20 protein-coding genes are annotated in these 20,890 nt (G+C 64.3%); 12 read left to right on the top strand and 8 right to left on the bottom strand.

Annotation, left to right across the window (positions count from 1 at the left end; translation table 11 throughout):
• Positions 1-88: 88 nt before the first annotated feature.
• The 4 genes from FEZ63_RS24605 to FEZ63_RS24590 are packed head-to-tail and all read left to right on the top strand — an operon-like array spanning position 89 to position 6,932.
• On the top strand, positions 89-1,105 hold the full coding sequence (locus FEZ63_RS24605) for an AAA family ATPase (protein WP_150950065.1): 1,017 nt from the start codon (positions 89-91) through the stop codon (positions 1,103-1,105).
• A gap of 10 nt (positions 1,106-1,115) precedes the next feature.
• Positions 1,116-2,042 carry a DUF58 domain-containing protein gene (locus FEZ63_RS24600; RefSeq protein WP_150950063.1) on the top strand — a complete coding sequence of 309 codons (927 nt, stop codon included), beginning with the start codon at positions 1,116-1,118 and terminating at the stop codon, positions 2,040-2,042.
• Positions 2,043-4,844, top strand: a complete 2,802-nt coding sequence (locus tag FEZ63_RS24595) for a DUF4159 domain-containing protein (protein ID WP_150950061.1) — start codon at positions 2,043-2,045, stop codon at positions 4,842-4,844.
• Positions 4,845-4,859: 15 nt separating this feature from the next.
• Positions 4,860-6,932 (top strand): hypothetical protein, encoded by a 2,073-nt coding sequence (locus FEZ63_RS24590; protein ID WP_150950059.1) that lies wholly within the window; start codon positions 4,860-4,862, stop codon positions 6,930-6,932.
• 6 nt (positions 6,933-6,938) lie between these two features.
• Here the strand turns inward: FEZ63_RS24590 and FEZ63_RS24585 are convergent, their stop codons facing one another.
• Positions 6,939-7,442 (bottom strand): GNAT family N-acetyltransferase, encoded by a 504-nt coding sequence (locus tag FEZ63_RS24585; protein WP_150950057.1) that lies wholly within the window; start codon positions 7,440-7,442, stop codon positions 6,939-6,941.
• Positions 7,443-7,590: 148 nt separating this feature from the next.
• The gene (locus FEZ63_RS24580) at positions 7,591-8,079 is read right to left on the bottom strand and encodes an NUDIX domain-containing protein (protein WP_150950055.1); all 489 of its coding nucleotides are present in this window, start codon (positions 8,077-8,079) and stop codon (positions 7,591-7,593) included.
• Between the two features lie 494 nt (positions 8,080-8,573).
• Here FEZ63_RS24580 and FEZ63_RS24575 point away from each other — a divergent pair, with 494 nt between their 5' ends.
• The gene (locus FEZ63_RS24575) at positions 8,574-9,488 is read left to right on the top strand and encodes a metallophosphoesterase family protein (protein WP_150950053.1); all 915 of its coding nucleotides are present in this window, start codon (positions 8,574-8,576) and stop codon (positions 9,486-9,488) included.
• Between the two features lie 4 nt (positions 9,489-9,492).
• Here the strand turns inward: FEZ63_RS24575 and FEZ63_RS24570 are convergent, their stop codons facing one another.
• A complete protein-coding gene (locus FEZ63_RS24570; RefSeq protein ID WP_244622981.1) occupies positions 9,493-10,557 on the bottom strand; it encodes an acyltransferase family protein in 1,065 nt (354 codons plus the stop codon).
• Positions 10,558-10,821: 264 nt separating this feature from the next.
• Between FEZ63_RS24570 and FEZ63_RS24565 the strand changes: the two genes are divergently transcribed.
• Complete coding sequence (locus FEZ63_RS24565) at positions 10,822-11,502, top strand: DUF4142 domain-containing protein (protein WP_150950051.1); 681 nt, start codon at positions 10,822-10,824, stop codon at positions 11,500-11,502.
• Between the two features lie 48 nt (positions 11,503-11,550).
• Here the strand turns inward: FEZ63_RS24565 and FEZ63_RS24560 are convergent, their stop codons facing one another.
• Entirely contained in the window at positions 11,551-12,474 is a 924-nt protein-coding gene (locus FEZ63_RS24560; RefSeq protein WP_150950049.1) for a sugar kinase, read from the bottom strand.
• Positions 12,471-13,955: an FAD-binding oxidoreductase gene (locus FEZ63_RS24555; protein ID WP_150950048.1), complete on the bottom strand. Its 1,485-nt coding sequence runs from the start codon at positions 13,953-13,955 to the stop codon at positions 12,471-12,473. The genes FEZ63_RS24560 and FEZ63_RS24555 overlap by 4 nt, the downstream gene beginning before the upstream one ends.
• A gap of 217 nt (positions 13,956-14,172) precedes the next feature.
• Between FEZ63_RS24555 and FEZ63_RS24550 the strand changes: the two genes are divergently transcribed.
• The 5 genes from FEZ63_RS24550 (at position 14,173) to FEZ63_RS24530 (ending at position 18,396) form a co-directional block, all read left to right on the top strand.
• A complete protein-coding gene (locus FEZ63_RS24550) occupies positions 14,173-15,018 on the top strand; it encodes a lysine/arginine/ornithine ABC transporter substrate-binding protein (RefSeq protein ID WP_150950046.1) in 846 nt (281 codons plus the stop codon).
• 228 nt (positions 15,019-15,246) lie between these two features.
• Entirely contained in the window at positions 15,247-16,092 is an 846-nt protein-coding gene (locus FEZ63_RS24545; protein WP_150950043.1) for a lysine/arginine/ornithine ABC transporter substrate-binding protein, read from the top strand.
• Positions 16,093-16,161: 69 nt separating this feature from the next.
• Positions 16,162-16,884 (top strand): ABC transporter permease, encoded by a 723-nt coding sequence (locus FEZ63_RS24540; RefSeq protein WP_275552365.1) that lies wholly within the window; start codon positions 16,162-16,164, stop codon positions 16,882-16,884.
• Positions 16,884-17,609, top strand: a complete 726-nt coding sequence (locus FEZ63_RS24535) for an ABC transporter permease (protein ID WP_150950041.1) — start codon at positions 16,884-16,886, stop codon at positions 17,607-17,609. The genes FEZ63_RS24540 and FEZ63_RS24535 overlap by 1 nt, the downstream gene beginning before the upstream one ends.
• Positions 17,602-18,396 carry an ABC transporter ATP-binding protein gene (locus FEZ63_RS24530; RefSeq protein ID WP_150950040.1) on the top strand — a complete coding sequence of 265 codons (795 nt, stop codon included), beginning with the start codon at positions 17,602-17,604 and terminating at the stop codon, positions 18,394-18,396. The genes FEZ63_RS24535 and FEZ63_RS24530 overlap by 8 nt, the downstream gene beginning before the upstream one ends.
• A gap of 16 nt (positions 18,397-18,412) precedes the next feature.
• Here FEZ63_RS24530 and FEZ63_RS24525 read toward each other — a convergent pair whose 3' ends face one another.
• The 3 genes from FEZ63_RS24525 to map form a co-directional block, all read right to left on the bottom strand.
• Positions 18,413-18,832, bottom strand: a complete 420-nt coding sequence (locus tag FEZ63_RS24525; protein ID WP_150950038.1) for a hypothetical protein — start codon at positions 18,830-18,832, stop codon at positions 18,413-18,415.
• Positions 18,829-19,272 carry a DUF4112 domain-containing protein gene (locus FEZ63_RS24520; RefSeq protein WP_244622980.1) on the bottom strand — a complete coding sequence of 148 codons (444 nt, stop codon included), beginning with the start codon at positions 19,270-19,272 and terminating at the stop codon, positions 18,829-18,831. The genes FEZ63_RS24525 and FEZ63_RS24520 overlap by 4 nt, the downstream gene beginning before the upstream one ends.
• 201 nt (positions 19,273-19,473) lie before the next feature.
• Complete coding sequence (gene map, locus FEZ63_RS24515) at positions 19,474-20,223, bottom strand: type I methionyl aminopeptidase (protein WP_150950035.1); 750 nt, start codon at positions 20,221-20,223, stop codon at positions 19,474-19,476.
• Positions 20,224-20,576: 353 nt separating this feature from the next.
• Between map and FEZ63_RS25345 the strand changes: the two genes are divergently transcribed.
• Positions 20,577-20,890: hypothetical protein (locus FEZ63_RS25345; RefSeq protein WP_201274283.1), on the top strand; the 314-nt coding region annotated here is incomplete at its 3' end.

Genomic DNA, 20,890 nt, shown 5'->3' with positions numbered 1-20,890 from the left:
GCCCATTGCTGCGGCGCAACGATCCCTTGCATAACGACGGCAACCGACGGCACAGTACGGCGGGGGCTTATGAGTGGAAGGATACCACATGACGGCTGGCATCGCTCAAGCACCCACTGGCCTCGACGACGCAATCATCCGCAATGCCGAGGCGACGCTTGAGACGGTCGGGCGTGCCAGGGACGCCATTCATTCGGTCATTTTCGGTCAGGAAGAGGTCGTCGACCTGACGCTGATCACGCTTCTTGCAGGAGGCCACGGCCTCCTCGTCGGCGTGCCCGGCCTTGCCAAGACAAAGCTCGTGGAGACTCTCGGGACGGTCCTGGGGCTCGATGCGCGACGGGTCCAGTTCACCCCCGATCTGATGCCCTCCGACATTCTCGGCTCGGAAATTCTCGATGAGGGCCCGGATCGGCGGCGCTCCTTCCGCTTCGTCAAGGGGCCGATCTTCACGCGGCTGCTGATGGCCGACGAAATCAACCGGGCGAGCCCGCGCACCCAATCGGCGCTGCTGCAGGCGATGCAGGAGCATCATGTGTCGGTGGCGGGGGAGCGTCACGATCTGCCGGACCCGTTCCACGTGCTGGCGACCCAGAACCCCATCGAACAGGAAGGCACCTACCCCCTGCCCGAGGCGCAGCTCGACCGCTTTCTGCTCGAAATCGACATCGGCTACCCGGATCGCGAGGCCGAGCGACGCATCCTGATCGAGACCACCGGCATCGACGCCCGCGATCCGGTCCCGGTCATGACCGGGGATACCCTGAAGACCGCCCAGCGCCTCGTCCGGCGCCTGCCGGTCGGCGACAGCGTGGTCGAGACCATTCTGGATCTGGTACGCTCCGCACGCCCCGGCAGCGAGGGCATCGCCGGCGTGACCGACAAGCTGCTCTGGGGGCCAGGACCCCGCGCCAGCCAGGCATTGATGCTCGCCGTGCGCGCCCGCGCCCTGATCGAGGGCCGGATCGCACCGTCAATTGACGATGTGGTGGCCCTTGCCGAACCCGTGCTCAAGCACCGCATGGCGCTGACGTTCTCGGCACGCGCCGACGGAGAAACCATCCCGAGCCTCATCGGCCGCCTGACGGCGCGGCTGGCGCGCTAGGATTCCGGCGATGCCCCGCGTGAGGGTGCTGGAACCACAAGCCCGCTCGCCGGGGCGGGCCGAAACCGCGACGGCGCTTACCCTGGCGCAGCGGATGCCCCATCTCATCCTCGAATCGCGACGGGTGGCGGCGAGTCTTTCGCATGGGATCCACGGCCGCCGGCGCGCGGGCATCGGCGAGACGTTCTGGCAATTCAGGCCGTTCGTGACCGGCGAAGCCGCGCAGCGCATCGACTGGCGCCGATCCGGCCGTGACGACCGCCTTTACGTGCGCGAGCGCGAATGGGAGACGGCGCAGAGCATCTGGGTCTGGACCGACCGCTCGGCCTCCATGGGCTTCGCCTCCGATCTGGCGCAGGCATCGAAGATCGAGCGGGCGCTGGTGCTTGGCCTCGCGCTCGGCGATACCTTCGTCGAAAGCGGCGAGCGGGTCGGCCTGCTCGGGCTGATGCCACCGCGCGCGGCGACCCACATCACCGAGACGATGGCCCAGGCTCTCGTGGCCGACAGTCGCGCCCTGGACACGGATTTGCCGCCCTCCGGTTCGATTGCGACGCTCGACGAGGCGATTTTGATCAGCGATTTCCTGTCGGCGCCGCGAGACATCGCTGTCTCGGTGGAGGGCATTTCCAGCCGCGGCGCGCGCGGTCATCTGGTGATGATCGTCGATCCCGTCGAGGAGACCTTCCCGTTTCAGGGGCAGGCGATCCTCTACGACCTGGAAGAGGGTCTGTCGCTGCGCGTGGGCGATGCCGCCGCCTGGGGCGAGGCCTACCGGGATCGGATCAGCCAACATCGCGCCGAAATCGAGGAAATCGCCCGCAGCCGCGGCTGGACCTTGACCATTCATCGCACCGACCGACCGGCCAGCGAAGCCGCCTTGCGAATTCTGACCCTGGTCGCAACCTCGCGCGGTGTCAGCATGGGAGGGCGCTAGATGCTGGGCCTTCCACTGACCTTCACGGTTCCGCTGGTTCTCACGGCGCTGGCAGCTCTCCCGGCGATCTGGCTCCTCCTGCGCATCACGCCGCCGCAACCGCTGCGGCTGAATTTCCCGCCGCTGAAGATCATGACGGATATGCGTCCTGAGCGCGAAACCCCTGCCCGCACCCCATGGTGGCTCCTGCTGCTTCGGCTGTTGCTGGCAGCGTTTCTCATTCTGGCCGCCTCGGGCCCGCTCTGGAACCCGCTCGCCGAGAGCGGCAGCCGGGCTCCCCTCCTGCTGCTCGTGGATAACGGCTTTACGTCGTCTCACGACTGGCGAGAGCGGACGAATTTGGCCGCTTCACGCCTCGAAGCGGCCGAGCGCGATGGGCGTATCGTTGCGGTTGTGGCGACGGCTGGCGAGCCGGCTGAGATAACGGCGGCAGGCCCGGGAGCCGCGTTGGAGCGCTTGCGCTCCTTCGTGCCGCAACCTGTTCTGCCTGACAGGCAGGCCCACTTGGACTCCGTCCGGCGGTTCCTGCAGGCCGCGCCTGACGCGGAAATCGTCTGGATCAGCGATGGCGTCGCCGGAAGCGATGGGCAGGCCTTTGTGGCGGGTCTGTCGCAAGTCGTGACGGGACGCCGCGTGACGATCCTCAAGACTGACCAGGCCGGTGCCCTTGCGCTTTCAGGCACCGAGAATGCCGGCGGGCAACTGACGGCCCATCTGGTGCGCGCCGAACCGAACGGCCGCGACGGGGGAACCTTGCGGGCGCTCGACCTCAAGAACCTCCCGCTCGCGGATGCCCGCTTCGCCTTCACGCCGAATGCCACCGAGACCACCGTCGCGTTCGATGCGCCGACGGAGATCCGGAATGCGATCGCGCGAATCGAAATCCTCGGCGAAAGCTCCGCCGGAGCCGTCAGCCTGCTCGACGAGCGGGGCAAGCGCCGCCGGGTCGGCCTTGTTTTTGGCGGCACCACCGATCAGGCGCAACCGCTTCTGTCGCCGCTCTTCTACATCGAGCGCGCGCTCGCGCCCTACGCCGAAATCCGCACCGGCCGCGGCGGCGTGGCGGATGCGGTGACCCAACTTCTTGACGAGCAGGTATCGATCCTCGTCCTTGCCGATGTGGGCGGCCTGGATCGTGAGACTCTCGCCAAGGTGGGCGCATTCGTGGAAGGCGGCGGCATGCTGCTGCGCTTTGCCGGTTCCCGCCTTGCCGCCGGCAACGACCCGCTGGTGCCGGTGAATCTGCGCCGCGGCGGGCGCAACCTCGGCGGCACGCTGTCTTGGGACACGCCCAAAACCTTCGCGCCATTCCCGCGGGAGAGCCCCTTCTTCGGCTTGCCAGTCCCGGACGAGATCGGCATCCGACGCCAGATCCTTGCCGAGCCGGATGGCGACCTCCAGGCCAGAACCTGGGCGGCGCTGGTGGACGGGACGCCGATCGTGACGGCCGACAAGCGCGGCAGCGGGCTCATCGTGCTGTACCACGTGACGGCCGATACCACCTGGTCGAACCTGCCCCTGTCGGGTCTCTTCGTGGACATGCTGCGGCGGATCACGGCACTCGCAGGCACGCCTCATGATGTGGGCGTCGAGGCCCGCAATGCGGAGAACCAGACCATCGCTCCCCGCTTAACCCTCGACGGTTTCGGCATCTTCACATCGCCTCCGGCGAACGCCCGCCCGATCACCCGAACCTTCGCGGATCGGGCCACGAGCGAACATCCGCCGGGCTTCTACGGACCGGTCGATGCTTCTCTTGCGGTGAACGCCCTCGTCCCGGGCGACAAACTGGCCCTTCTCGACTTCGCGCCGTTGCAAGCGCGGATAGCGCCGCTCGCCGGATCGCAGACGGTCGATCTGCGGGCGCCCCTTCTGACCTTGGCGATTATCCTGCTTTTGATCGACACCGCGGTCTCGCTATGGCTCGGAGGACATCTGTCCAACCGCTTCAGGCGTGCCCATCGGGCTGGTGCTGCGGCGGCCCTTGCGGCGGCGGTCCTTCTCGTGTCGGCAGGAGGTTTCCCCCTCGTGGCGCAGGAGCAGCGGCCTCCCCCCTCACGCGACAACCTGCAATCCGCACTTGTCACGCGCCTCGCCTACATCGTCACCGGCGATGCGCAGGTGGATGAGAACAGCAAGGCCGGGCTGACCGGTTTGACCCAGGTGCTCGGCCTGCGCACGGCGCTGCAGCCCGGCGAGCCGATCGGGATCGATCCGGCGCGGGACGAGTTGGCATTCTACCCCCTCCTCTACTGGCCCATCGCGGCGAACCGGCCGATTCCAAGCGAAGCGGCCATTCGAAAGCTCGACGCTTACATGAAGAGCGGCGGAACCGTGATCTTCGACACCCGCGATGCCTTCAACGCCCGGCCGGATGGGGCAGTGAGCGCGGAAGGGCGTTACCTGCGCAACATGCTGGCGACGCTCGACATCCCGGAACTCGAGCAGGTGCCCCTCGATCACGTGCTGACGAAGACGTTCTATATCCTCGACGATTTTCCAGGGCGTTACGCCACCGGTCAGACCTGGGTCGAGGTCATGCCGCCGCAGGAGGACGAGGCGGCGCGTCCGGCGCGTTCCGGCGACGGCGTGTCGCCGATCATCATCACCTCCAACGACCTCGCCGGAGCCTGGGCGGTCGGACCGCGCGGCGAGGCGCTCAACCCGATGGTGGGCGGCAATCCGCGCCAGCGCGAAATGGCCTATCGCAGTGGAATCAACATCGTCATGTACGCGCTGACCGGCAACTACAAGGCCGATCAGGTCCACGTGCCGGCGCTGCTCGAGCGGCTCGGGCAATAGGGTGAGGACATAAGTTTGCTTTCGGTCAGCTTCTCGCCTCTCATCCCCGTTTACGCGCTTTGGGTCATCGTTGCCGTGGCGGTGCTTCTGGCCGTGCTCGCTCTTCTATCTCGCGGGCCTGTGGCGCTCATTCGCGCGGTGGCGCTCGCCCTCGTCGTTCTGGCGCTCGCCAATCCGTCGCTGGTTCAGGAGGAACGCGAGAAGGTCAAGGACGTCGTGGCCGTGGTCATCGACCGTTCCACCTCGCAGACGCTTGGCGACCGGCAGCCGATGACCGAACAGGTCCGGGCGGAATTGCAGCGCCGATTTGGGTCGCTGGCCGATGTCGAGCCCCGCTACATCGAGGCCGATGACGGCGCGGGCGATGACGGAACGCGCCTGTTCGCGGCACTTTCCAACGGACTGGCGGATGTGCCTCCTGATCGGCTGGCCGGCGTGATCTTCGTCACGGACGGCGTCGTGCACGATATCCCGCCCTCGATCGAGAGCCTCGGATTTCGCGCACCCCTCCATGCTCTGATTACGGGCCGGCCGGATGAGCGGGATCGGCAGATCAAGCTCCTCGAGGCTCCGCGTTTCGGCATCGTGGGCCGTGACCAGACCATCCGCGCCGTGGTGATGGAACGGGGCGGCACGGGTTCGGCTTTTGTGACCGTGCGCCGGGACGGACAGGAATTCGCCCGCCAGCAGGTGCGGTCCGACACCCCGTTTTCCATCGACGTGCGCGTCGAGCACGGCGGCGCCAATGTGATCGAGCTGGAGGTCGAGGGCCTCCCGGACGAGCTGACGCTTGCCAACAACCGCGCGGTGATCCCGATCGAAGGCATTCGCGAGAAACTGCGCGTGCTGCTGGTCTCGGGCGAGCCTCATCCGGGTGAGCGAACCTGGCGCAACCTGCTCAAATCCGACGCCAACGTCGATCTGGTGCATTTCACCATCCTGCGTCCGCCGGAAAAGCAGGACGGCACGCCCATCAATGAACTCTCGCTGATCGCATTCCCGACGCGCGAACTGTTCCAGCAGAAGATCAAGGATTTCGACCTCATCATCTTCGACCGCTACGCCAACCAGAGCGTTCTGCCGCCAAGCTATTTCGAAAACATCGTCCGCTACGTCCGTGACGGCGGCGCGGTTCTCGTAGCGGCAGGCCCGGAATTTGCCAGTTACGGCAGTCTTGCGCAGACGCGGCTTGCGCCGATTATTCCGGGCGCCCCCAGCGGGCGAATCGTCGAGGAACCCTACAAGGCGCGCATTACCGATACGGGAAACCGGCATCCGGTCACCCGCGAACTCCCCGGCTCGGAGACGCAACCGCCGGCCTGGGGCGAGTGGCTGCGCATCATCGGGGCTCAGGTTCAGTCGGGATCGGCGCTCATGTCGGGCGCGAACGATCTTCCGCTCCTCGTCCTGCGGCGCGAGGAAAAGGGCCGGGTCGCGCTGCTTCTTTCCGACCACGCTTGGCTCTGGGCGCGCGGCTATAACGACGGCGGACCGCATCTCGATCTGCTGCGGCGCCTCGCGCATTGGCTCATGAAGGAGCCGGCGCTCGAGGAGGAGGCGCTGCGCGCCAGCGCGGCCGGCCGCACCATTCGCATCGAGCGGCAGACCATGAAGGAGACGACCGACCCGGTGACGCTGACGGCTCCAGGCGGCACACAGAGCAACGTCGAGTTGGCCGAAACCAAGCCGGGCGTGTTCACGGCGCAGGTCGACAGCGCCGAACTCGGATTGCACACCCTCCGATCGGGCGATCTCATCGCCTTCGTGAGCATTGGTCCTGCCAATCCTCGCGAGTTGACCGACGTGTTCAGCAATACGGATGCGCTTCGCCCCATCGTGGAGGCGACCGGCGGCTCGGTCCGGCGCGTGGCGATGGAAGGCGACCGGGGCATCACCGTTCCGCGGATCCTGGCGGTTCGCTCCGGCACAAGACTTTCGGGCGGCGACTGGATCGGCATCCGGCCGAGCGAGAGCGCGGTCATCCGGGGCGTTTCGATCTTGCCGCTGGCGCTCGGATTCCTCGGCCTCGTCCTGTTGGTCGGCGCAACCCTCATCGCCTGGATCGCGGAAGGGCGCAGGCGCGCCTGACGGCGCTTATCGGGGCAGCGCCGACACGAGCCCATGCGCCCGCGCGAGTGCGCCCTCGACAAGTTCGTGGGCCAGAAATCGCATGGGATTGACCGGGCCCGGCAGCACCAGATGCCCCGGCGGTATGTGCACGAAGCCGAAGCGGCTGTAATAGGGCTCGTCGCCCACCAGCAACACCAGGCCGTGCCCGTTCTGCGTCGCGGCTTGCAGAGACCGCCTTATCAGTGCCGCGCCGATCCCGCGCCCCTCGAAAGCGGGCTCCACCGTCAACGGTCCCAGCATCAATGCCGGTTCGTCGCCTGCCTGCACCGGGGTGAGCCGGACGGAGCCGACCAGCAAGGTTCCGACAAGGGCGGTAAACGACAATTCGTAGAGGTGCGGCGCGCCCTCGCGCAGCCGCGAGGCGGTGCGGGCAAAACGACCGGGCCCGAAGGCCCGCTCGTGCAGGCGATCGATCGCGTCGGAATCGCCTTGTTGCTCGGAACGGATGGAAAGAGAGAGCTCGGTCATGAACGGACTCGCGGTGACGGCAACAAATGGGGCTGGAGGCAACTCAGCCGTGTCGTCGTCGCAGGATCCGGGTCGCAGTCATGAAATGGGGCGCTTCCTTATGGTCCTTCGCCATAGCAGCGTCCCGGGCGCTCTGCAAACGCTTCTCCTACCAGGTCGCTGTTCGAACTTGGCCCTCAAGGATCTCCGCCAGGCGGCGACGGGTCGCCTGGGTCGTCGCCTCGGGCAAGGCATCCAGCGGGAAGAAGTCCGCTTCGGCGATTTCCTGATCCGGTGCTTTCCGGCACGTCACGGTAAAGGCCCGGACCACATAGACCACCACGTGGTCGCGTTTCGACGCACCGCGATTGTAGAAAACTCCATGTGTCAGCGGCTCGCCATCGAGCCTGATGCAGGCCTCCTCGAGGAGTTCGCGGCGCAGCGCCTCTTCGGTGGTCTCGCCCGTCTCGACCCCTCCCCCCGGCAGATGCCAGCCCGGCACATAGGTATGCCGGATCAGGAAGACGCGGTTCTGTTCGTCGAGGACGACCCCGCGCACTCCCATCGTCAGCCCGCGCGAGAAGCGCCAGTATGTGTGGAATGCCCAGCGCAGCGAACGGGCCGAAAGGGTCGGTCGGGTCAGATTGGGCAGTCTCATGAGCGAAGCACAGCCAAGATTACAGGTTGATGAACGGATTCATTCAAAAAACGCATAGCTGATCCATTGTTTCAGCGCGTGACCGGCTCGGGGCGCGGGAGTATGAGTTCCGCATCAAAAAGGTGTCCCATGTTTCTCTCGCTCATCCTGTCCCGTTTCGCTCGTTCCGCCCGTTTTTCCTGGTCGCCCGCCCTCGACCTGACGGATCATACGATCCGCTCGACCCTGATCGCCGGCGCACAGTACTGATCCGTTTCGCGATTTCGGCCAAGCTTCTTTTTGACGCCTGCCGATTTCGCGGATCATGGCTTCCGTCGACGCTTGCGCTTCGATGACGGGCTGCACGACGGCTTCGTATTGGTCCCTCCCGACGAACTGACTTGGTCGCAAAGAACCTCTGCAGAGGCCATAACCCCCTTGTGCGCTCCGGTTGAGTGCTTGACCCCGACGGGCACTTCAGCGAACCCTCGCTGTCCTTCGCTCATCAGGTCGCCATGTTCCGCCTTGCTCATTTGACAGACCCGCATCTGGGTCCCCTGCCGCGCCCGCAATTGCGGCAATTGCTCAGCAAGCGCCTGACAGGCTGGTATAACTGGCACCGCGGCCGGCGCGGCATGCACGACATGGAGCTGCTGGCGCAGCTGGTCTTCGACGTTCGCGGACAAAACCCCGACCACATCGCCTGTACGGGCGACACCTGCAATATCGGCCTGCCGAGCGAATGGGCGGTCTCCCGCGTCTTTCTGGAAGGTCTCGGTGCTCCCCGCAACGTCAGCTTCGTGCCCGGAAACCACGATGCCTATGTGCCCGGTGCCCTCGAAGGTCTGCTTCACGAGATCGGACCCTGGACACAGGGCGACAACGGCACCGAAGGCGTCTTTCCCTATCTGCGCCAGCATAAGGAGGTCGCCATCGTCGGGTTGTCCTCGGCCATTCCGACGTTTCCGTTCGTTGCCAGCGGCCGCGTCGGATCGCGCCAGATGCGGGAGGCCGAAGCGATACTGGCGCGCCTTGGAGGGGACCCCTCCTGCTTCCGCGTCGTCCTGATCCATCACCCGCCGCACAGGGGCGGAGCGCAACCGGGCCGGGATCTCACCGACGCCAAGGCTTTCGAGGCGATGATCGGCCGAGTGGGGGCGGAACTGATCCTGCACGGGCACAACCATGTGGGCTCCGTCGCGCATATAGCAGGTCCGCGTGGCCCGATCCCGGTGATCGGCGCGCCGTCCGCATCCGCACGCGGCGGAACCCTGACGCATCGGGCGGGCTACCTGCTCTACACCATAGATCGCGACGAAAGCGGCTTCCTGCTCACTGCTGAAAAGCGAGGTTTGCTGCCCGAAGGCGGCATTGGCGGAATGGGCATGCTGGCGCTGGGACAGATCAGGCGATCATCGGGCGGGACCTGACCTGTCAGGCGGCTGCGCGCTCGAGCCCGCGCCGCAGGTACCGCGTCGCGGGCTTCTCGAACGCCTGATGGACGACCCACGCGGCGATCAATGTTCCGGCCATTGCGACGATGATAAAGCCGATCGGCCCGATGACCCCTGCCATCCCCGACCTCACCGCAATCTCGCTCGCCCCGCGGATGACGAAGGGATGGATGAGGTAGATGGCGTAGGAGATGTCTCCGAGGAATGCACAGAAGCGCGTGAATGGGCTCACCCTCTCCACGCGATCCTCCCGCAAGGCCGCCGCCGCTACCAGCAAGGCAGCGGGAATGCCCCACACGACCGGGCGCGAGAAGGGTCCAGCGCCAACGAGATCCGAGCTCGCAAGACCCAGGAGAGCGAGGCCGATCAGGGCGAGTGCCCATCGGGTCGCCCTGCCAAAGGTGACGCCCCGGCTTTGCAGCCAGCCAAGCCCGGCCCCCAGCGCGAATTCAAGAATGATCGGATCGGTCCAGAACGCCAGCGGCCCGGGGAGGCGCATGATGTAGCCAACCAGCGCCAGCCCGATCAGAATCGCCATCAGGCGCACCAGCGCGCTTCTCAACGGCAGCACGATGACCAGCGCGAACAGGGCGTAGAAGAACATCTCGTAATTGAGCGTCCAGCCCAGGGAATAGAGCGGCTGCACGAGACCGTCTGGCCGGGTTGCCGGAATGAACAGATAGGAGGCGATCACCATCCATGCCGAAGGCGGTGGCTGATTGAGGACGAAGGGCGCGACCAGCGCAATCCCGAGATAGAGCGTCGTAACCGTCCAGTAGAGCGGAGCGATGCGGGCGATGCGCCGCGTCAGAAAGATGCCGCGAGCCTCCGACTTTCCGAATATCGGTCGCGACGCGTAGACCATGATGAAACCGGAAATGACGAAGAACACGTCCACACCCGCCATGAACGGGAGGCGCGTGAACGCCTCGAACACGTCGCCCGTGCGCGCCGCCAGCGAGGCCGCATCGTGCTGGGCATGAAGAAATGCCACCGACAGGGCGGCGAGGCCTCTGAGAAATTGAATGTGGAGCAGCTTGGACAAGGGCGTCTCGTGAATGCGTGCACGCTCTTAGACCATCCGGCGGCAAAGATCATCCGAGCCGATGACCGCATCTCATGCCGAGTATTTAAGCCGGACTTCGCGATGCCACAAAGTTTTCACAATCAAGCGTGAGCGTATTGGGGGATTATCATCACGTATGGGAACCCTCCAAAATCCAATTCGTTAGTGCAGTGCAGTAACGATCTGGAAGATGATCGGGCAATTACTCAGTTCCGATCTCCGAATTCCCAAGGAGATGATTCGATGAAAAAATACGTAGCCATGGTGGCCCTTATGGCCACGGTTTCGGCACCGGCTTTCGCTCAAAGCATGGATTCTGCAACCTTCCGCCAAATGGCCTCCCAGGCGGACGCGTTTGAGATTGCCGCGAGCCGCCTCGCCCTGGACCGGTCGCAGAATCCACGCGTCCGAACCTACGCCCAGAACATGATCTCCAGCCATAGCCAGACGAGCCAGGCCCTCAATGGCGGCCAGCCGCTTTATTCCGCCTCCGGTGAGTGGCTCGGGACGACCGCCGGCGGCACCTTGGCCGGCGCGGGCATCGGAGCGTTGGTGGGCGGTCCGGTCGGTGCCGCAGTCGGCGCCGGCGTCGGAGCAACGGCGGGAACTGTCGCTGGCGCGGCGACCGCGCGGGACGTGCAGGCAACCGGCTCCGTGTCGGCACCGATGCGCATGGGCGTCCCTCTCGACCCGCAGAAGACCGCGATGTTGAACGAGTTGGCGGGAAGCACGGGTCGCCAGTTCGACCAGCGCTATGGCCGCTACCAGTTGGCGGCTCATGAGGAGGCGCTGAACCTTTATCGTTCATATGCGCAGAGCGGGAGCGACCCCGCGCTGGTCACTTACGCGCAGTCGGTCATTCCTCATCTTGAGCAGCATCTCGCGGATGCGCGGCGTCTCCCCGGCGCGACCCGAGCACGCTGAGGCGCGATCAACAAAAGTGGCGGTGGGGCTTCGGCCCCGCCGCTTTTTTTATGTGCGCATGAAGGCTTCGGTCTCGGCGCGCGTCGGCATCGGCGCGACGGCGCCCCGTCCGAGGGTGGAGAGCGCGGCGGCAGCATTCGCGTAGGCCGCAGCGCGGAACGGATCACCATCCACGAGCCATTCGGAAAGAAAAGCGCCGTCGAACGTATCGCCTGCGCCCGTCGCGTCGACCGCCTCCACGGGGCGCGCAGGCATGACCTCGCGCCGTTCCCCCACCGCCACCATGGTGCCGGATTTTCCCATGGTGAGCGCGACCATCTGGCAGCCCAGGGTCAGATAAAATCCGCAGATGTCCTCCGGCCGTTCAAGACCTGTCAGTTGTTGCGCGTCGTCGAGGCCCGGCAGCGCGATATCGGACAGCGCCACGGCCCCGTGGATGACCGCGCGCGCGCGATCGAGCGGCCAGAGCCGCAGCCGCAGGTTGGTGTCGTAGCTGATGGTCGTGCCGCTCTCCCGTGCGTGGCGAATGGCGGCAAAGACCGAATCCGCGCAGCTGTCGGAAATCGCCTGGCTGATGCCGGACGCGTGCAGGATGCGCGACGAAGCGATCTGCCTCAGCGGCAGCTCGTTGACCTGCACGAGGCTCGCGGCAGATCCCGCACGCGCATACGAGAACACGTGCCCGTCCTTGCCATAGCTGATGAAGTAGGCCCCGGTTCGACCCTCGGGCCGCACGACGACGGAGGACCGGTCGACGCCCTCCAGATCCCAGAGCTTCAGAAAATCCGCGCCGAACGAGTCGCCCCCCAACGCGGTGAAGATTGCAGCCTTCGCGCCCTGTCGCGCAGCAGCGACAGCCGTGTTGGAAACGTCGCCTCCGTGCCCCGGCAGATACAATCGCTCGCCGGCCCGTTCGACCTCCGCAAATTCCACAAGAGGTTCGCCGATGGTGAGAATGTCGATCGTTTTCATGCAAGGCCTGTTTTGGTTACGCGCGTTTCGACGGGAAACGTCGCCGGACTGTCGGCTCCGATCTCCACGACCTTTCCGGGGTTGAGGAGATTGCCGGGATCGAGCGTTCGCTTGATGGCGCGCATGAGGTCGAGCGCGACCGGATCCTTGTACCGCGCAAGCTCGTCCCGCTTGATCAGGCCGATCCCATGCTCGGCGGCAATCGAGCCGTTCATGCCATTCACGATATCATGGACGATGACGTTGAAGCGCGCCCATTCGCTCAAGTACGCGTCCTTGTCCATGCCAAGCGGTTGCGACAGGTTGAAGTGGATATTGCCGTCACCGAAATGGCCGAACGCACAGACCCGTACGCCGGGCATCGCATCCTCGCACGCTTTCGTCGCAATCTCGATGAATTCCGCGACGCGCGACACCGGCACCGCGACGTCGTGCTTGATCGAGCCGCCTTCGAGGCGTTGCACCTCCGACAGGTTCTCGCGCAATCCCCACAGCGCGAGGCTTTGCGCCTCGCTGTCGCCCATCACCGCGTCCGCGATCGTGCCGTCCTCCAGCGCGCTCGCCAAAATCTCTTCGAGAGTTCGGCGGAGATCGGCGTCTACCCGCGGCGATGTCAGCTCGACCAATGCGTAAGAATGATACCGTTCAGCGAGCGGCCGAACTGAAGCGGGCCGATGCTTGAGAACGATTTCGAGACCGAAATCGGGCATGTATTCGAACGCCGTCAACTGGTCCCCCGCAGGGTCGCGCAAGTTGTTGAACAACGCCAGCGCATGGCCCGGCGACGCGCATCCTACGAAGGCCGTCACCCGCGTCTTTGGTGCTGGAGAAAGTTTCAGAACGGCCGCCGTGATGATGCCGAGCGTGCCTTCCGAGCCGATGAAGAGATCCCGCAGGTCATACCCCGTATTGTCCTTGCGCAGACCCTTCAGCCCGTTCCAGATCCGCCCGTCTGACAGCACCACTTCGAGCCCGAGAGTGAGCTCGCGCGTATTGCCATATCGCAGGACCGCGGTTCCACCGGCATTGGTCGCAAGATTGCCGCCGATCGTGCAGGAGCCTTCGGATGCGAGCGACAACGGAAAGAGATAGCCGGCGGCTGCTGCTGCCGCCTGAACCGATTGCAGGACGCAGCCCGCCTCGACCGTCATGGTACCATTGAGAGGATCGATCTCGCGGACGCGGTTAAGCCGCGCCAGGGACAGAACGACACCGCCGAACGGAACGCCGCCGCCGACCAGACCGGTATTGCCACCCTGAGCCACGACAGGAACGCCCCGCTTCGCGCATTGCGCGATCGTAAAGGCGACCTGCTGCGTATCGCCCGGCCGCACGACGGCGAGCGCCGTGCCGCGATAGAGGCCGCGCAGCTCGACCAGCGCGCTTTCCATGTCGCTCGCAGCCGTCAGGACGTGGGCTTTCCCCAAGCGCTCCTGGAGGGTCTCGATCAGCGCTGCTTCGGCTTGGCTCGGAACGGTCATCCGGTCTCCTCAATGATCGGGTCTACTCATCGCGTCTTGCGCGCCGGATCGCAAGATCTCCTGCCCGTCCCGTGAACCCGTCACACGCGGAAAACACGTTGCCGGGAGCACTCTTGCCTTTTTGGCTGCTTTGGCGGTTACTGAGTATCAGCGCGGTCGGAACGATCGCGGCCTCGAAGCTCCGCCTCAGGCGGGGCGATTAAAAAAGGGAACAAAGATGAATTTCATCAAGACGGTCAGTCTCGCCCTCCTCGGCTCGACGCTCGCCATCGGCGGTGCGGCGGCGCAGGGCAAGACCGTGAAGATTGCGACGGAAGGCGCCTATGCGCCGTGGAACTTCACCGGCGCCGGCGGCAAGCTGGAAGGATTCGAGATCGACCTCGCCAACGACCTTTGCGGTCGCATGAAGGTCACGTGCGAGGTCGTCGCGCAGGATTGGGACGGCATCATTCCCGCCCTGAACGCCAAGAAATACGACGCGATCATGGCCGGCATGAGCATCACCGACGACCGCAAGAAGGTCATCGATTTCGCCGGTCCCTACGCCAACTCACCCAACGGCTTCCTGGTGGCCAAGAACTCGCCGCTCGCCAAGATGCCGGGCACGGGCGAGGCCTATAACCTCGGAACTCAGAAGGCTGCCGCCGAGAAGGCCATCGAGGCAAGCAAGGCTCTTTTGAAGGGCAAGACCGTCGGCGTTCAGGGCTCCACGATCCACTCGAACTTCGCCGACAAATACCTGAAGGGCACGGCCGAGGTCCGGGAATACAAGTCGACCGAAGCCCACGACCTCGATCTGGCCGCCGGCCGCATCGACGCCGTATTGGCCGACGCCACCGCTATCATCGGGACTCTGGAGAAGCCGGAATTTAAGGATTACGCCCTGGTCGGCCCCTCCATCACCGGCGGCATGCTCGGTTCGGGCGTGGGCGTCGGCGTCCGGAAAGGGGATCAGGAACTGAAAAAGAGCTTCGACGAGGCCATCCAGGCCGCCATCAAGGACGGCACGGTGAAGAAGCTCTCGCTCAAGTGGTTCAAGATCGACACCACCCCGTCGACTTGACCCTGAACAGCTTAAGGAACAAGGGCGCGGCGGAGGTCGCGCCTTTTTATCCCGATCGCCCTCATCTGCGACCGAAAACAACAGGCCGCGCCCTATATTCGGCCGGAATGGCACTTGCGCCAGCTCGGCATTTGCCTGTTAGCTTTGAGCAACCGGGAAATTGCCGCAGGCATGGGCCCAAGGGCGACCCGGAAAATGGTTCGGTTAAACTGACCACAGGGAACGACGATGAAACTGTTCAGAACAATCAGCCTCGGATTGCTCGCTTCCGCTCTCGCGATCGGCAGCGCCGCGGCGCAGGACAAGACGATCAAGATCGCCACCGAGGGCGCCTACGCCCCGTGGAATTTTACCGGAGCCGGAGGCAAGCTCGAAGGCTTCGAGATCGATCTCGCGGCCGACCTCTGCGCACGGGTAAAGGTCAAATGCGAAATGGTGGCGCAGGATTGGGACGGCATCATCCCGGCTCTCAATGCCAAGAAGTATGACGCCATCATGGCCGGCATGAACATCACCGACAAGCGACTCGAGGTCGTCGCATTCACCCGGCCTTACGCGTCGGGCATGCACGGCTTCGCGACCATGAAGAATTCGCCGCTGGCGAAGCTCGCCGGCACCGGGGAGCGGGTCAATCTCGACAAGGACCCTCAGGCCGCCGAGAAAACGATCGAAGCCTGGAAGCCGCTTCTTAAGGGCAAGACGGTCGGCACGCAGGGCTCCACCGTCAATTCGCAGTTCCTTGAGAAATACCTCAAGGACGTCGTCACGATCCGCGAGTACAAGACCACCGAGCAGCACGACCTCGATCTCGCAGCCGGACGCGTCGACGCCATCTACGCAGCGCATTCGTCCCTGCAGGCGACGCTCGACCAGCCGGAATTCAAGGACATGACGATCGCCGGCGCCGGTGTGTCGGGCGGCGTTCTCGGCCGCGGTGTCGCCGTTGCGGTGCGCAAGGACGATACGGAATTGAAGGGCAAGTTCGACGCCGCCATTCAATCGGCCATCGCCGACGGCACCATCGCGAAGTTGACCCAGAAATGGTTCAAGGTCGATATGACGCCGCAGGGCTGAACGTTCGACCCCATGATCGCGAACCGCGTCATCCCCGCCGGGGATGACGCATAGCAGGATGTGCGACACGTGCAGCAACTGAGCTATTTCGAGCTCATCGGTTTCGGGCCGAAGGGCTGGGGCCTCGCCCTCCTGACCGCAACGGGAATGACGCTCGCGGTCGCCCTGTGCGGGTTCCTCGCGGGCTCGGTCGTCGGCACGTTCGTCGCCTGGGCCAAGCTGTCGCGCAATCTGGCGGCGCGGACGCTGGGCGACGGCTACACCACGGTGCTTCGCGGCATTCCCGATCTGCTCGTCATCTACCTGTTCTATTTCGGCGGCAGCGCGGCGCTTGGCGCGATCGGCAGCCTGTTCGGCGCCGATGGCTTCATCGGCGTGCCAGCCTTCGTCACGGGCGCGCTTGCCATCGGCATCGTCTCGGGCGCGTATCAGGCCGAAGTCTTTCGCGGCGCCTACCAGATCCTCAACCGCGGCGAACTCGAGGCGGCGCGCTCGGTCGGCATGCACCGCTGGCTGATCTTCCGCCGCATCATCGCGCCCCAGGTTCTGCGCTATGCCATTCCGGGCCTCGGCAATACCTGGCAGCTGGTGCTGAAAGAATCGGCGCTGATCTCCGTGACCGGTCTGGTGGAACTCCTGCGTCAGTCGCACATCGCCGCCGGATCGACGCGCCGGCCGTTCGATTTCTACATCACGGCCGCCGTCCTTTATCTCGTCATCACGTGGTTTTCGACCTATCTCTTCCAGCGCGCCGAGACGCATTCCATGCGCGGCATCAGGAGGGCTTCCTGATGGATTTCGGCTTCATGTGGGACACGTTCCTGCAGCTCCTCAGCGGCATTCCTCTGACGCTCAATCTCTCGTTCACGTCGGTCGCTTTCGGTGCGGTGCTCGCGATGGTGCTGGCGCTCATGCGCATGTCGGGCATCCGCGCCCTCGACGGGTTTGCGAGAGCCTATGTGTTCGTCTTCCGCGGCACCCCGCTGCTGGTGCAGATCTTCCTGATCTATTATGGCCTTGGCCAGTTCCGCCCGACGCTGCAGGAATGGGGCTTGTGGGTGTTCTTTCGCGAGCCCTATTGGTGCGCGATCCTGGCTTTGACGTTGAACACCGGCGCCTATGCGAGCGAGATCATTCGCGGCGGGCTGCAATCCGTCCCGCACCAGCAGGTCGAAGCCGCGAAGGCATGCGGCATGTCAGGTTTTCTTCTCTTCCGCCGCATCGTCTTCCCTATCGCGGTGCGGCAGGCGCTGCCCGCCTATGGCAGCGAAATCATCCTCATGGTGAAGGCGACGTCGCTTGCCTCGATCATCACCATGATGGAGGTCACCGGGCTTGCCGCCAAGATCATCTCGCAGACCTTCCGGGCGGTAGAGGTCTTCATCGTGGCCGGCCTGATCTACCTCATTCTCAACTTCGCCATCACACGCATCATCATGGCGTTCGAATGGTGGCTTTCCCCGCATTTGCGCCGGCCCTCCACCGTCGAGCCGCGTCTGGAGGCCGCCCATGTCTAACGGAGCATCGGTCTTGACGACAGCGTCCACTCCCGCGGTTTCGGTGGAGAATCTCCGCAAAAGTTTCGGCTCCCTCGAAGTCCTGAAAGGCGTGTCGCTGTCTGCGAATGACGGCGACGTCATCTCGATTCTCGGCGCGTCGGGTTCCGGCAAATCCACCATGCTTCGGTGCATCAACATGCTCGAGGTGCCGGATTCCGGCCAGATCTGCATCGGTGGCGAAGCGATCGGCATCAAACGGACGCGGCGGGGAATGGAACCGGCGGATCAGGCGCAAGTGGACCGGATCCGCTCCCGCGTCGCGATGGTGTTCCAGAGCTTCAATCTGTGGTCGCACATGACGATCCTCGAAAACGTCATCGAGGCGCCCATTCACGTGCAGAAGCGGCCGCGGGCCGAGTGTATTGCCGAGGCCGAGGCGATCCTCCAGAAAGTCGGCATCGTCGACAAGCGCAACCAATACCCATCGCACCTGTCGGGCGGGCAGCAGCAACGGGCCGCCATCGCGCGCGCGCTCGCCATGCATCCCCAGGTGATGCTCTTCGACGAGCCGACTTCGGCGCTCGATCCGGAACTCGTCGGCGAGGTCTTGCGCGTGATGCGCTCGCTTGCAGAAGAAGGCCGCACGATGCTCGTCGTCACGCACGAAATGGCGTTCGCACGTGACGTTTCCAACCGCGTCATGTTCCTGCATCAGGGCATGGTGGAAGAGGAAGGCGCGCCGGCTGACGTGTTCGGCGCCCCGAAATCGGAGCGCTTCAAGCAGTTTATCTCAAGCCATCGCTAGATCGCGAGGCGCGCATCTACTGACGCTCGATCTGCCGAATCTCGGCATCGCGCGGCGCTTTTTCGGGCGTGACGTCGCGATAGCCCGGCCGTGGTTCATCCGAGGGCCAGCGGGCCTGAGGCGGCCATGTCATCGGCCCTTGCGCCGTCTTCCGTCCCCGACCGAGCGTTCCGAGCGCGAGGCTGAGAAGCGTCGGCACGGCGAGGATGACGAACGACACCACGCCCCAGACGAATACGACAGCCGCAAGGCCGACATTGCGCAATGCAGAGAGCCCCCACGACAACCATTCGACGCTTTCCGGGTGGTTCGTGACCACATCGGCGTTTCGCGCGGCCGTGTCGCCGAAGAAATTGATCAGCCCGTAAACACCCCACGCGAGCAGCGTCCAGACCGAGACGGTCAGAAAGGCAAAGACCCACAAGACCCGTGTCATTGTTTTCGTTCGTCCATCCGCACGGCAGTGCCGTCGATCTCGCGCGGGCCCCGCTTGGGCATGCCGAGATGTTCGTGAATGATGCGCAGGTTGCGCTGGTTGGATTTAAAGAACACGTCGAAGAGATCGCCCGCGACCGGAATGGCGCCGATCGTCGTATCGACGACCAGATTGCCGATCATCCGGGCAATTTTCCAGCGCGGCAAGCCGAGCCGGTGCGCTTCCCAGATGATATAGCTCGCAAGAGCGGCCGAGACCGCATCGCCGATGCCAGGAAAGAGACCGATCACGGAATCGAGGCCGACGCGACGATTCAGGCCCGGGATGAAGAACGCGCTATCGAGGAGCCTCGCCAGCATGGCAACCCGCGCGACCGCATCGGCCGGGCTACGGTCGCGGATCCCCATCGTGCCAAAGTTCGCGCTGTGCGCCGCGTTCAATCTCTGTCTCCTCGCGCCCCGGAATGGCGACACGTTGGCTGGATGTGTGTATTGGGCGAAGGCAACGCAAGATCGACGCGCTGTCAGGACGTCGCACCCGATTTCCCCGTCCTCGCCGGCCGGCGAGGACGAGTCGTGCGAATCCGTCGGGACTTTCGATAGGATGTTTAGGGCAAGCCTCGGGCGCTGACCTAGTAGGCCTTAACCGGCCATTGTAACGATCAAAGGTCCGTTTCGGGTTGCGATAACGGTATGTTCGTACTGGACGGTAGGGGCCTTGGGGCTGCTGTAGAGTGTCCACGGATCATCACCATCCTCGGCCCACTCTGCGCCAAAGGACAGGAATGGCTCGACGGTGAACACCAAGCCGTCGCTCATGATGCGACGTTCGGAGGAATCGGGCCACGTTGCGATCTCTGTCGGTTCCTCATGAAGCGATAAGCCGACACCGTGACTGGCAAGATTCCTGACGAGACTGTAGCCGTTTTTCCGCGCAAAGGTCCCGATGGCTTGACCGATGCCAGCAATCGGTTTGCCGGCTCCCACCTGCCGCAGGCCCGTCCACATGGCCCGCCGACCATCCCTGCAAAGACGTTCAATCGAGCGAGTTACGGGTGGAACGGCGAACGAGGCTCCCGTATCCGCAAAGAAGCCGTTCTTCTCGGCTGAAACGTCGATGTTGACCAGGTCGCCACGCTCGATCCGTCGGGCACCCGGGATGCCATGAGCGATCTCCTCATTCACGCTGATACAGGTCGCCCCAGGAAAGGCGTAGGCCAACTCCGGTGCCGGACGCGCCCCGGCAGCCTCCAGGAGCTTTCGCCCGATCTGGTCGAGTTCAGAGGTGGTCATGCCCGGCTCGAGGGCCTTCCCCATCGCCTCAAGGGTATTGGCGACGATACGCCCGACCTCTTTGAGGCGGGTGAGATCGTTGTCATTGGAGATCGTCATATCAGGCTCTTCCGAAAGCCACGGCATAGCGCTTTTGAACGCGACTCACAAACAGGAGAGCGCGCGCCAATGTCGTTGCAGGTCACAAATGCCACTGCCCGCGCAAAGTAGAGATGACACCGTCGTAGCGAGAATAGATAAAGCTCCGAATGCATCTTTATCACCCAGCTGCAACGGACCTCTACCCCCAAAGATCAGTGCGCATCGGCCAAAGGCCAATTGCCTGACGCGGGCACTACCTTAGCTTGCAAATGTCTGAAAACTTCAAACACTAGTTACATAATATCGAAAGCCAGCCGCGCGTTGTTGTGGCGAACGGCTCACCAAAAAGGGGGCTCGAACGGGGAAACCCTATGAGCACCGAACCTCAATCGCCCGCCGCGATGTGGCTTGTCGTTTCACTCTCCGCAATCGTTTTCAGTGTCTCGACCGGCACGGGCCGTGCCGAAGGAGGAGAGCAACCGCCGGCTCAGTATGTCAGCCTGCCCGGGAACAGCTTACGCGATCAGGCTCGCGTGAACGCCGCCGCGGGATCAACGCGTGGATTCTCGACTTTCGACCAGCAGGTCGCACGCGGGGCGATCATGCTGCGGCCGCGCGCGCCGACCACCTGTCTGCCCGGCAGCCTGCGCAACGTCGTGGCGGATGTCGCGGCGAAATTCGGCGC

The organism is Microvirga brassicacearum (assembly GCF_008757455.1).
Lineage (GTDB): Bacteria > Pseudomonadota > Alphaproteobacteria > Rhizobiales > Beijerinckiaceae > Microvirga > Microvirga brassicacearum.
This window is presented reverse-complemented; position numbering and strand designations above follow the sequence as displayed.